At 59.9% G+C, this 12,148-nt stretch carries 8 protein-coding genes; 5 read left to right on the top strand and 3 right to left on the bottom strand.

Features of this window, described 5'->3' with window-relative positions:
• Positions 1 to 58: 58 nt before the first annotated feature.
• The 4 genes from hrpA (at position 59) to CKW38_RS20885 (ending at position 6,402) form a co-directional block, all read left to right on the top strand.
• Positions 59 to 3,970 (top strand): ATP-dependent RNA helicase HrpA, encoded by a 3,912-nt coding sequence (gene hrpA / locus CKW38_RS20900; protein WP_095113750.1) that lies wholly within the window; start codon positions 59 to 61, stop codon positions 3,968 to 3,970.
• A gap of 328 nt (positions 3,971 to 4,298) precedes the next feature.
• Positions 4,299 to 5,420 carry a beta-ketoacyl-ACP synthase III gene (locus CKW38_RS20895; RefSeq protein ID WP_007914423.1) on the top strand — a complete coding sequence of 374 codons (1,122 nt, stop codon included), beginning with the start codon at positions 4,299 to 4,301 and terminating at the stop codon, positions 5,418 to 5,420.
• Between the two features lie 137 nt (positions 5,421 to 5,557).
• A complete protein-coding gene (locus tag CKW38_RS20890; RefSeq protein ID WP_007914424.1) occupies positions 5,558 to 6,169 on the top strand; it encodes an RNA polymerase sigma factor in 612 nt (203 codons plus the stop codon).
• Positions 6,163 to 6,402, top strand: coding sequence for an anti-sigma factor (locus CKW38_RS20885; RefSeq protein ID WP_095113749.1), 240 nt, complete (start codon positions 6,163 to 6,165; stop codon positions 6,400 to 6,402). Before CKW38_RS20890 ends, CKW38_RS20885 begins: the two co-directional genes overlap by 7 nt.
• Before the next feature lie 195 nt (positions 6,403 to 6,597).
• Here the strand turns inward: CKW38_RS20885 and CKW38_RS20880 are convergent, their stop codons facing one another.
• Positions 6,598 to 7,920 (bottom strand): putative porin, encoded by a 1,323-nt coding sequence (locus CKW38_RS20880; RefSeq protein ID WP_007914428.1) that lies wholly within the window; start codon positions 7,918 to 7,920, stop codon positions 6,598 to 6,600.
• Between the two features lie 283 nt (positions 7,921 to 8,203).
• Between CKW38_RS20880 and CKW38_RS20875 the strand changes: the two genes are divergently transcribed.
• On the top strand, positions 8,204 to 9,328 hold the full coding sequence (locus CKW38_RS20875) for a GNAT family N-acetyltransferase (RefSeq protein ID WP_095113748.1): 1,125 nt from the start codon (positions 8,204 to 8,206) through the stop codon (positions 9,326 to 9,328).
• 51 nt (positions 9,329 to 9,379) lie between these two features.
• On the opposite strand, the gene aqpZ is transcribed toward CKW38_RS20875, so the two are convergent.
• Positions 9,380 to 10,075: an aquaporin Z gene (gene aqpZ, locus CKW38_RS20870; RefSeq protein WP_064586473.1), complete on the bottom strand. Its 696-nt coding sequence runs from the start codon at positions 10,073 to 10,075 to the stop codon at positions 9,380 to 9,382.
• A gap of 194 nt (positions 10,076 to 10,269) precedes the next feature.
• Positions 10,270 to 12,102, bottom strand: a complete 1,833-nt coding sequence (locus tag CKW38_RS20865; RefSeq protein ID WP_007914438.1) for an ABC transporter ATP-binding protein — start codon at positions 12,100 to 12,102, stop codon at positions 10,270 to 10,272.
• Between the last annotated feature and the right edge of the window lie 46 nt (positions 12,103 to 12,148).

Genomic DNA, 12,148 nt, shown 5'->3' with positions numbered 1-12,148 from the left:
CCGCCAAATCTGCGACAATCCGCCCCCTGCACATATAGACGACCGAATTGCCTACCCGATGACCGACGAATCGCCCTCCATCGACAAACTGCTGAAAAACCTCGATCACGCCATGCTTGCCGACCGTCACCGGCTGCGGCGGCAGTTGCTTGAGCTGCGCAAGAAGCCTGACGAGGACAAACTGGCCCAGTGGGTGACGCGCATGCAGGCGTCCTGTGATCAGGTGCTGGCGCGCAAGGCCAGCCTGCCGGTGATTCGTTATGACGACAGTCTGCCGATTGCGGCCAAGCGCGACGAGATCAAGAAGGCGCTGGAAAAGCATCAGGTGTTGATCATCGCCGGCGAAACCGGGTCGGGCAAAACCACCCAGTTGCCGAAAATCTGCCTGGAAATCGGTCGCGGTCAGCACGGTCTGATCGGCCACACCCAACCGCGCCGAATCGCTGCTCGCAGCGTCGCCAGCCGCGTCGCCGAAGAACTCGGCACGCCGCTCGGTGCGCTGGTCGGCTATCAGGTGCGGTTCGAGGATCAAAGCGATTCCAACACCCTGATCAAGCTGATGACCGACGGCATCCTGCTCGCGGAAACCCAGAACGACCGCTACCTCGAACGCTACGACACGATCATCGTCGACGAAGCCCACGAACGCAGCCTCAACATCGATTTCCTGCTCGGTTACCTGAAAACCCTGCTGCCGCGTCGCCCGGATCTGAAAGTCATCATCACTTCGGCGACCATCGATCTGGAGCGCTTCTCCAAGCACTTCGATGATGCGCCGATTGTTGAAGTGTCCGGTCGCACTTTCCCGGTGGACACCTGGTATCGCCCGCTGACGTTGGAGCAGGACGAGGAGGGCAACCGCGTCGAGGATGACCTGACGGTGGATCAGGCGATCCTCGCGACCCTCGACGAAATCGCCGCTTACGAGCGCAGCGAGCGTCGCAGTCCCGGTGATGTGCTGGTGTTCTTGCCCGGCGAGCGCGAGATTCGTGACGCCGCCGACATGCTGCGCAAAGCGCAAATCAAACACACTGAAATTCTGCCGTTGTACGCGCGCCTGTCGCCGGCCGAACAGCAGCGGATTTTCCAGTCGCACCCGGGCCGTCGCGTGGTGCTGGCGACCAACGTTGCCGAGACTTCGCTGACCGTGCCGGGCATCCGCTACGTGATCGACAGCGGCACCGCGCGCATCAGCCGCTACAGCTATCGCGCCAAAGTCCAGCGCTTGCCGATCGAGGCGATTTCCCAGGCCAGCGCCAATCAACGTAAAGGTCGCTGCGGCCGGGTCGAGCCGGGCATCTGCATTCGGTTGTACAGCGAAGAAGATTTTAATGGGCGCCCGGAGTTCACTGACCCGGAGATTCTGCGCACCAACCTCGCCGCTGTAATTTTGCAGATGCTGCATCTGCGCCTCGGCGAGATCACCGCGTTCCCGTTCATCGAGCCGCCGGATGGCAAGGCGATCAGCGACGGTTTCAACCTGCTGCAAGAACTCTCGGCAGTCGATCGCAACAGCCAGCTGACGCCGCTCGGTCGTCAGTTGGCACGCCTGCCGGTCGACCCGCGCATGGGCCGCATGTTGCTTGAAGCGGCCAAGCTCGGCAGCCTGCAGGAAGTGTTGATCGTCGCCAGCGCCATGTCGATCCAGGACCCGCGCGAACGCCCGCCGGAGCGTCAGCAAGCGGCCGATCAGGCTCACGCACAGTGGAAGGATGTCGATTCGGACTTCGCCGGTCTGGTGAATCTGTGGCGCGGTTTTGAAGAGCAGCGCCAGGCGTTGACCGCAAGCCCATTGCGCAATTGGTGCCGCAAGAATTTCCTCAACTACCTGCGTCTGCGCGAGTGGCGTGATTCTCACCGCCAGTTGAGCCTGATCTGCCGCGACATGCAGTTGAGCCTGAATAAAGAGCCGGCGGATTATCCGAAACTGCACAAAGCCGTGCTGGTCGGGTTGCTCAGCCAGATCGGCCAGAAAACCGAAGACGGCGACTACCTCGGTGCGCGTCAGCGACGCTTCTGGATTCATCCGTCGTCGGGCATCGGCAAGAAGCGTCCGCAATGGCTGATGACCGCCGAACTGGTGGAAACCACCAAGCTTTACGCGCGCATGGTCGCCAAGATCGACGCCGACTGGATCGAGCCGCTGGCCGGGCACTTGATCAAGAAAAACCATTTCGAACCGCACTGGGAGAAGAAGCGCGGTCAGGTCGTGGCGTTTGAACAGATCACCCTGTTCGGGCTGATCGTGGTCGGCCGCCGCCCGGTGCATTACGGCCCGGTGGATCCGGTGGTTTCGCGGGAGCTGTTTATCCGCGAAGGTCTGGTGCGTGGCGAGATTCAGTCGAAAGCCAAGTGCCTGACCGCCAACCAGCAACTGCTGGAACAGCTCGACGAACTGGAAGCCAAGGCTCGTCGCCGCGACATTCTCGCCGACGAAGAAACCTTGTATGCGTTTTACGATGCGCGGCTGCCGGCGGAGATTCACCAGACCGCGACCTTCGACAGTTGGTACCGGATCAACAGCCAGAAGAATCCGCAGCTGTTGATCATGCGCGAAGAAGACGTGTTGGCCCGCGAGGCCAGTGAAGTCACCGCGCGGGATTACCCGGATACGTTGCACATCGGCGATCTGGAGTTGGCACTGACCTACCACTTCGAGCCCAATCACCCGCGTGACGGTGTGACCCTGCGCGTACCGGCACCGCTGTTGCCGATGCTGCCGCCGGAGCGCCTGGAATGGCTGGTGCCGGGGATGATCGAAGCCAAGTGCATCGCCCTCGTGCGCAACCTGCCCAAAGCCTTGCGCAAGAACTTCGTGCCGGTGCCAGACTTCATCAAGGCTGCCTTGCAACGCATGACCTTTGCTGAAGGTTCGTTGCCGCAAGCGCTGGGCCGCGAATTGCTGCGCATGACCGGCGCGCGGGTCAGCGATGAGGCGTGGGCAGAAGCTGAGCAAGGCGTCGAAGGGCATCTGCGGATGAACCTGGAAATCGTCGATGGTCAGGGCAAATTCCTCGGTGAAGGTCGCGACCTGGCCGAGCTGACTGCGCGGTTTGCCGAAGCCAGTCAGGCTGCACTGGCCGTGCCACAGAGCGCGAAAAGCCAGCAACCGGTGGAGGCGAAAGTCTTCGCGCCGGTGGCGGAAAAGACCCAGCAGAAGATCGCCGGGCTGTCGATGACGGTGTATCCGGCACTGGTCGAAGAGGGCGGTACGGTCAAGGAAGGGCGCTTCTCGACCCCGGCCGAGGCTGAGTTCCAGCATCGTCGCGCCTTGCAGCGTTTGTTGCTGCAGCAATTGGCGGAGCCGGCCAAGTTCCTGCGCGGCAAGTTGCCGGGGCAGACCGAACTGGGCTTGCTCTATCGCGAGCTGGGCCGCGTTGATGCGCTGGTTGAAGACATTCTGCTGGCCAGTCTCGATAGCTGCATTCTTGAAGGCGAAGACCCGTTGCCCCGTGATGGCGCCGGGTTGGCGGCATTGGCCGAGCGCAAACGCGGCAACTGGACCGAGCACGCCGAGCGCGTGGCCCGGTTGACGCTGGAGATTCTCAAGCTCTGGCACGGCCTGCAAAAGCGCTTCAAGGGCAAGATCGATCTGGCGCAAGCCGTGGCGCTGAATGACATCAAGCAGCAGATCAACAATCTGGTGTATCCGGGTTTCGTCCGCGAGACGCCGATGCAGTGGCTCAAAGAGTTGCCGCGCTATCTGAAAGCGGTCGAGCAGCGTTTCGAAAAACTCGCCGCGCAGGTGCAGAAGGATCGTGTCTGGAGCGGCGAACTTGCCGGTCTCTGGGCGCAATACCAGACCCGTGCCGCCAAACATGCGCAGGAAGGCAAACGCGACCCGCAGCTTGAGCTGTATCGCTGGTGGCTGGAGGAATACCGCGTGTCGCTGTTTGCCCAACAGTTGGGCACCAAAGTGCCGATTTCCGACAAACGCCTGAACAAACAGTGGAGCCAGGTCGAACCCTGACCTTGAGCCATGCGCAATCCCCTGTGGGAGCGAGCCTGCTCGCGAAAGCAGAGTGTCAGTCAACGCAATAGCGACTGATACGACGCAATCGCGAGCAGGCTCGCTCCCACATTGGGATTTGGGTTGTGTTTGAGAAAGGCGCCAAAATCCTGCGTTTATGGCAAACTTCGCGACCATAAACGCCGGTTTCGCGACCCAGAGCCTTCGGCCGTGGTGCGAGACGGAATAAAGCGATGCCAGGTTTGCGTCCCCCGGATGGGAATAGACCCTTTGTGTGTTGGTACGACGGTTCCAGCACTTTCTGCCTGAACAGATTAGAGAAACGACCATGCATAACGTCGTCATCAGCGGCACCGGCCTGTACACCCCGGCCAACAGCATCTCCAACGAAGAGCTGGTGCAGTCTTTCAACGCCTACGTCGCCCAGTTCAACGCCGACAACGCCGAGGCCATTGCCAGCGGCGAAGTCCAGGCCCTGACCGAATCCAGCGCCGCGTTCATCGAAAAGGCTTCTGGCATCAAGAGCCGCTTTGTCATGGACAAGGACGGCATCCTTGATCCACAACGCATGGCCCCACGCCTGCCGGAGCGTTCCAACGACGAATGGTCGGTGCTTTGCCAAATGGCCATTGGCGCTGCCGAACAGGCCCTGCAACGCGCCGGCAAAACTGCCGCTGACATCGACGGTGTGATCGTTGCCTGTTCCAACCTGCAACGCGCTTACCCGGCCATCGCCATCGAAGTCCAGGAAGCCTTGGGCATTCAAGGCTTTGGTTTTGACATGAACGTGGCCTGCTCCTCGGCGACCTTCGGCATTCAGGCAGCGGCCAACAGCGTGCAACTGGGCCAGGCCCGGGCGATCCTGATGGTCAACCCGGAAGTCTGCACCGGTCACCTGAACTTCCGCGACCGCGACAGCCACTTCATCTTCGGCGACGCCGCGACTGCGGTGATCATCGAGCGTGCTGACACTGCGACGTCCAAGCACCAGTTCGACGTGGTCAGCACCAAACTGCTGACCAAGTTCTCCAACAACATCCGCAACAACTTCGGCTTCCTCAACCGCGCAGCGGAAGAGGGTATCGGTACCCGCGACAAGCTGTTCGTGCAGGAAGGCCGCAAGGTGTTCAAGGATGTCTGCCCGATGGTTGCCGAACTTATTGGCGAGCATCTGCAAGAGAACCAGCTCAATGTCGGCGATGTGAAACGTTTCTGGCTGCACCAGGCCAACCTGAGCATGAACCACCTGATCGTGCGCAAACTGCTCGGCCGCGAGGCCACCGAAGAAGAAGCGCCGGTGATTCTCGATACTTATGCCAATACCAGCTCCGCCGGTTCGGTGATTGCCTTCCACAAATATCAGGACGATCTGGCTGCCGGTTCGCTGGCTGTCTTGAGTTCGTTCGGTGCGGGCTATTCGATCGGCAGCGTGATTCTGCGCAAGCGTTGAAAAGAGGTTTAATTTCCTCTTAATCGCGCCGACCTTTCCTACATCCGAATCGGCTCAAACGCTGTAATTTTTCGGAAATGGCGGCAGGTGAAGACCTGCCGCTATCATTTTCGGAATCGGCACAAGGAAATTTCTGGATGGCGGCTGACGACACCCAACTGCTTGCGCGCCTGCTGGCGGGCGAGCAACAGGCTTTCAAGGAACTGGTGACGACGTATCAGAGCGCCATGCGCGCTGTGGCGTATGCGATTGTCGGCCAGCGTCACGTCGAAGAAGTGGTGCAGGACGCCTGGTTGTCGGTGGTGCGTCACATTGCCAGCTTCGAAGGCCGCTCCAGTCTCAAGACCTGGCTGTTGACCATCACGGCCAACTCGGCCAAAAGTCGTTATAAGCAAAATCGCCGGGAAGTGTTGATGGATGATTTGCCATCGCCTCATGGCACGATCGACGACGACCGCTTTTCTCCCGGTGACGGCCATTGGCTGGTCGCTCCATTCGCCTGGCACCAGGACACCCCCGAAGCGCTGCTCACTGAAGGCGAATTGCGCGACTGTCTCGAGCACACACTGCTGAGCCTGTCGGAACTGCAAAGCAGCGTTTTGCTGTTGCGCGAGCGCCAGGGATTGGAGCTGGAGGAGATCTGTAATCTTCTGGAGATCTCGCTCTCCAATGTCCGTGTGCTGCTGCATCGTGCGCGGCTGAAAGTCTTCGCGACCGTGGAGCATTTTGAGGAGACCGGAGAATGCTGACCTGTAAGGAACAAGTGGCGCGCTCCAGTGATTATCTCGATGGCCAATTGAGCTTTCGCGAAAAGCTGATGGTGCGTCATCACCTGATGTTTTGCCCGAACTGTCGGCGTTTCATTCGTCAGATGCGTTTGATGCAAGCGACCTTGAAGGCGCTGCCGGAGAATCCGGAAGAAGGCGTCGAAGAACTGGCCGAACGTCTGGCCGAGCAACGACGAAAAGATAATCCCCTGTAGGCGCTGTCGAGTGAAACGAGGCTGCGATCTTTTGATCTTTTTTAAGATCAAGATCAAACGATCGTCCGATCGCGGCCCGAGCCTTCGGCAGCTCCTACAGGGGATTTTTGCATCCTGCAGAAATAGCCCGGCGCGAGCGAAACGAACGGATGATGGGGATCGTCCCGCCCGCACCGGGCTAAAGGGTGAAGCGTTTTAGAACTTGGCTTCCGCATCCAGCTGCAGGGTGTTGGCGTCAGCGTCACGCTGGGTACGGCTGGCGAAGTCGGCCTTGGTCAGGAAGTACGTCGCGCCAATGGCGAAGTTCTTGTCGATGTCGTAACCGACCTTGAACTTGTGGCCACGCGAACCGGTGGTGCCGTTGGCGAAGTCAGAGTCGGTGAAGGCGCCGACCACAGCGTTGCGCTGCACGTCACGATAGTTGTAATCGAGGTTCAGGCCGAAGACTTTCGACTTGGCACCCAACAGCCACGCGGTGTCCTGATCGGTTACGGCATCGTTGTTCTTCACGTACTGACCGTAGAACGACAGCGGCATCGGCAGACCGCCGATATCAACCTGGCTGAACCCTTCATACAGACGGAACTCGTTGTTGGCCGAGTTGCCGTTGACCGCCAGGGCGCACGGTGTGGAAGTGCCGGTGCAGCGGCTGTCTTCGTCGTTCTGGTAGGCGTAGACACTGCCGCCCAAGGTGACTTTCAGGTTGTCGGTGATGTTGAAGCGGCTACCCAACTGGCCAGCGGTCAGACGCAGGTCGTGACGGAATTGCACGCCATCGCCGTCGACGTTGTCCTTGAGGTTGTAGTTACCCAGGCTGCCGAACAATTCGGCGCTGCTGCCCAACGGGTATTTGTAGGTAACGGCCAGACCTTCCGGGTTGATGTCGCTGTCCCAGATCACGTCGCCCATGCTGACCCACGGCTGGAGCATCTTGCCGCCAATGATGTGCAGGTTCTTGATCTGATCAGGGTGGTAGTCGATGTAACCCAGGTCGAGCCAGATCTGCTTCTTGTCGAAGTAGTTGTCCTGGTCCTGGTTGGTCGAACGGGCATCATCGCCGCCGCCGGTGGCGATACGGATGCCGGTGTCGACTTGCGGGTTGATCTCGGTGTAGGCACCCAGACGGGCACGGATGCGCTGACGATCCTTGTCGCGGCCACCGTTGTTCGGTTCGCCGTCGATCTTGATGGTTTCCTGACGGATCCGCACATCGCCCTTGAACTGGGTCTTCGCGGCCCAAGCGAGTTTCTGGTCGAAGACGCTTTGCTCGTTGGTCTTCTTCGCAACAGCAGCGACTTGTTCGTTGGTCTCTTGCTGCGCCTGCTGCGCGATTTGCTGAGCCTTCTGATCCTTGGCCAGTTCAGTTTGCAGTTCGATGTACTGCGCCTGGGAAATGGAACCGTTAGCCTTGAGCATGTCGAGCAGTTTGGCGTCGACTGCAGCACTGGCCGGAACACTCATGGCCAGCAACAAGCCACCGCACAGGGCCGCCGCAGTTTTCGTGGAAGCAAGACGCATAGCAATCTCCGAAGATGAGAGGGGATGGCACAGCCATCCGGGGCACAACCGACGATTCGAGCGTCGGAAAACAGTGTCCGGGTAGAACCCGGCGCTCTAAAAACAGGCGCCAGTATCGCGATGGTTTATGACAGAGCAGTGGCACAGTGATGGCAGGTTGATGACGATATCGATTCGCCCTGAACTATTGATCTAGAGCGCTGTCGGCCGATTGCGGGTGTGCAATGCCGCGCAATCGGCGATACTCGCCGGGCGCTGAAGTCCTGTTGTGGAGAGCTTTTTGATGCCGTTGCAACGCCTGCAAAACCTGTCGCAAATCGCTCCCGCAAGCTGGGATGCGCTGGTGCCTGAAACCCAGCCATTTCTGCGCCATGCCTTTCTCAGCGCGCTGGAAGACAGCGGCAGCGTTGGCCCCCACACCGGCTGGCAACCTGAGCATTTGCTGCACATCGAAGATGATCGTCTGATCGCCGCGTTACCCAGTTATCGCAAGTGGCATTCCTACGGCGAGTACGTGTTCGATCATGGCTGGGCCGACGCCTGCGCCCGCGCCGGCATCGATTACTACCCCAAACTGTTGAGCGCCGTACCATTCAGTCCGGTCAGCGGCCCGCGCTTGTTGGCGGCCAATGTCGAAGACGGTTTTGAACTGCTCAAGAGCCTGCCCGGCTATCTGGAAATTGAAGGGCTTTCCAGCGCGCACATCAATTTCACCGACCCGTTTACCGACGCGGCGATGGCCGAACAACCGGACTGGCTGCAACGCATCGGCTGTCAGTATCACTGGCAGAATCGTGGGTATCGTGACTTCCAGGATTTCCTCGACGTGCTCAGTTCGCGCAAGCGCAAGCAGATGCGCAAGGAACGCGAGCAGGTGGCGGGGCAGGGCTTTGAGTTCGAATGGCTGGAGGGGCGCGAGCTGGACGAGGCACAGTGGGATTTTGTCTACGCCTGTTACGCCAATACCTATGCGGTGCGTCGGCAAACGCCCTACCTGACGCGAGAGTTCTTCAGTCTGCTGGCCGAGCGCATGCCCGAGGCAATCCGCGTGGTCTTGGCCAAACAGGGCTCACGGCCGGTGGCGATGGCCTTCAGTCTGGTCGGTGGCGACAGTTTCTACGGCCGCTATTGGGGTTGTCTGGCGGAGTTTGATCGACTGCACTTCGAGACCTGTTTTTATCAGGGCATGGATTACGCGATTGCACAGGGTTATCAGCGTTTCGATGCTGGCGCTCAGGGCGAGCACAAGCTGATTCGTGGGTTTGAACCGGTGATCACCCACTCTTGGCATTATCTGCGGCATCCAGGTCTGAAAGCAGCAGTGAAAGATTTCCTGCATCAGGAACGCGCCGGCATCCTCGCCTACGCCGAAGAAGCCAAAACAGCCTTGCCCTACCGTCAGACATAAATCCCCTGTAGGAGCCTTCGGCAGCTCCTACAAAGGGATCTTAGGCACCCCTCAGGTTTCTTCTTTGCCCAACCAGCGATAAATCCCGCCACCGACCACCGCGCCAATCAACGGCGCGACCCAAAACATCCACAGTTGCGCGATCGCCCAGCCCCCGACCATCAGTGCCGGCCCCGTGCTGCGGGCCGGGTTTACCGAAGTGTTGGTGACCGGAATCGAGATCAGGTGGATCAGCGTCAGGCCCAGGCCGATGGCGATCGGTGCCAGTCCTGGTGGTGCGCGTCTATCGGTGGCGCCGAGGATGATGATCACAAACATCGCGGTCATCACCAACTCAGTGACAAACCCGGCGGCCATCGAATACTTGCCCGGCGAGTGTTCGCCATAACCGTTGGACGCCAGGCCGGCGGCGATATCGAAGCCCTCTTTGCCGCTGGCGATGTGCGCAATCAGCGCTGCCGCGAGAATTGCGCCGAGCACTTGGGCAATGATGTAAGCGGGCAGCTCTTTGGCCGGAAACCGACCGCCGACGAACAGACCGACCGAAACGGCCGGGTTGAGGTGACATCCGCTGATGTGGCCGATGGCGAACGCCATGGTCAGCACCGTCAGACCAAACGCCAGGGCCACCCCCAGCACCCCGATTCCCAACGGTGAAGACGCGGCGATCACCGCGCTGCCGCAACCACCCAATACCAACCAGAACGTACCCAACAACTCAGTGACTGAACGTTTGAACAGAGACATGAGAGGCGTCCTTGATAGCCCTGCTATCGAGACTGCATCGAGTTGTGCGTCCTTGCAGACTTACGACAGGCTCCGTTCCGGAGCCTTGGCTGAGTACAGCAGGCTTTTTGCCGATTTCCAGCGGCCACAAAAAAACCGCCAGCGCCCGTGGTTGGCGGGCTGTGGCGGTGATCGTTCCCACGCTCTTGGAGGGGTCAGTCGATGCCGACAAACCCCCCGGTCTGATGCGCCCATAGCCGTGCATACAGACCACGGTGGGCGAGCAATTCAGCATGGGTGCCGCTCTCGGCAATCTTGCCGTTCTCCAGCACCACCAGCCGATCCATGCGCGCAATGGTCGAGAGACGGTGGGCAATGGCGATTACGGTTTTGCCCTGCATCAGGGTTTCCAGACTTTCCTGAATCGCCGCTTCAACCTCCGAGTCCAGCGCCGAGGTCGCTTCGTCCATGATCAGGATCGGCGCATCCTTGAGCAGTACCCGCGCAATGGCGATGCGCTGGCGCTGGCCACCGGACAATTTCACCCCGCGCTCACCGACATGCGCGTCAAACCCGGTACGACCTTCAGCGTCCGACAACAGCGGAATGAACTCATCGGCGCGCGCCTTGTGCACCGCATCCCACAACTCGGCATCGGTCGCATCGGGTTTACCGTACAGCAAGTTGTCCCTGATCGAACGGTGCAGCAGCGAGGTGTCCTGCGTGATCATGCCGATCCGCGCGCGCAGGCTTTCCTGGCCGACTTCGGCGATGTTCTGACCGTCGATCATGATCCGCCCGCCCTCGACGTCGTAGAGGCGCAGCAACAGGTTGACCAGCGTTGATTTGCCGGCACCGGACGGCCCGATCAAACCGATTTTTTCGCCCGGTTTGATGTTCAGGTTGAGGTCGCCAATGATCCCGCGCTTCTTGCCGTAGTGAAAATCCACGTGCTCGAAACGCACTTCGCCACGGGCCACGTCCAGCGGTTTGGCCTGTTCGTGATCGGTGACGCTGACCGGTTGCGAGATGGTGCGCAAACCGTCCTGGACCATGCCGATGTTTTCGAAAATGCCGGTGACCACCCACATGATCCAGCCGGACATGTTGACGATGCGGATGACCAGGCCGGTGGCCAAGGCAATCGCACCGACAGTGATCAACGACTGCGTCCACAACCACAGGGCCAACGCGGTGGTGCCGACGATCAGCAGGCCGTTCATGGCAGTGATCGCCACGTCCATGCTGGTGACGACGCGGCCGGCCATTCGCGCTTTGACGGTCTGTTCTTCGATGGCTTCCTTGGCGTAGTGCTGTTCGAAGTTGGTGTGGGCGAACAGCTTCAGCGTGGCGATGTTGGTGTAGCCGTCGACGATGCGGCCCATCAGTTTCGAGCGCGCATCGGAAGCCTCCACCGAGCGATCTTTCACGCGCGGAACGAAGTAATACAACGCGCCGATGTAGGCGACGATCCACGTCAGCAGCGGGATCATCAGGCGCCAGTCGGCCTCGGCGAACAACACCAGCGAACTGATTGCGTAGATCACTACGTGCCACAGCGCATCCACCGCTTGCACCGCCGAATCACGCAGCGAGTTGCCGGTCTGCATGATGCGTTGGGCGATGCGCCCGGCGAAGTCGTTCTGGAAGAAGTTCAGGCTTTGCTTGAGCACGTAGCTGTGGTTCTGCCAGCGGATCATGCTGGTCATGCCGGGGCTCAAGGTTTGATGCACCAGCAGGTCGTGCAGGCCGAAGAAAATCGGCCGCAGGACGAGGGCAACCACCAGCATCCACGTCAGTTCGAGGGCGTGGTCGCTGAAGAAATTCGGGTTCGGTGTACCTTGGGCCAGGTCGATGATACGGCTCAGGTAACTGAACAGTGCCACTTCGATCAACGCGGCGAACAGGCCGACGACGAGCAGGGCGGCAAAACTTGGCCAGACTTGCTTGAGGTAATAGGTATAGAAGGGCCAGACGCGATCTGGAGGGGACGCCGTCGGCGCCTCGCGGAATATGTCGATCAGTTGTTCGAAACGGCGATAGAGCATCAGATAACCGCCCGGAGTACGGGCTCTCCTTTTATCGGTGTGAGCG

Origin of the sequence: Pseudomonas sp. Irchel 3H7, assembly GCF_900187605.1 — a bacterium.
In the GTDB taxonomy this organism is placed as follows: domain Bacteria; phylum Pseudomonadota; class Gammaproteobacteria; order Pseudomonadales; family Pseudomonadaceae; genus Aquipseudomonas.
The sequence above is the reverse complement of the archived record's forward strand: the minus strand, read 5'-3'. Positions and strand labels throughout refer to the sequence as shown.

Bases quoted from the DNA above. Each gene is read 5' to 3' on its own strand.
- hrpA (WP_095113750.1), top strand. From the start codon at position 59: ATGACCGACGAATCGCCCTCCATCGACAAACTGCTGAAAAACCTCGAT.
- CKW38_RS20895 (WP_007914423.1), top strand. From the start codon at position 4,299: ATGCATAACGTCGTCATCAGCGGCACCGGCCTGTACACCCCGGCCAAC.
- CKW38_RS20890 (WP_007914424.1), top strand. From the start codon at position 5,558: ATGGCGGCTGACGACACCCAACTGCTTGCGCGCCTGCTGGCGGGCGAG.
- CKW38_RS20885 (WP_095113749.1), top strand. From the start codon at position 6,163: ATGCTGACCTGTAAGGAACAAGTGGCGCGCTCCAGTGATTATCTCGAT.
- CKW38_RS20880 (WP_007914428.1), bottom strand. From the start codon at position 7,920: ATGCGTCTTGCTTCCACGAAAACTGCGGCGGCCCTGTGCGGTGGCTTG.
- CKW38_RS20875 (WP_095113748.1), top strand. From the start codon at position 8,204: ATGCCGTTGCAACGCCTGCAAAACCTGTCGCAAATCGCTCCCGCAAGC.
- aqpZ (WP_064586473.1), bottom strand. From the start codon at position 10,075: ATGTCTCTGTTCAAACGTTCAGTCACTGAGTTGTTGGGTACGTTCTGG.
- CKW38_RS20865 (WP_007914438.1), bottom strand. From the start codon at position 12,102: ATGCTCTATCGCCGTTTCGAACAACTGATCGACATATTCCGCGAGGCG.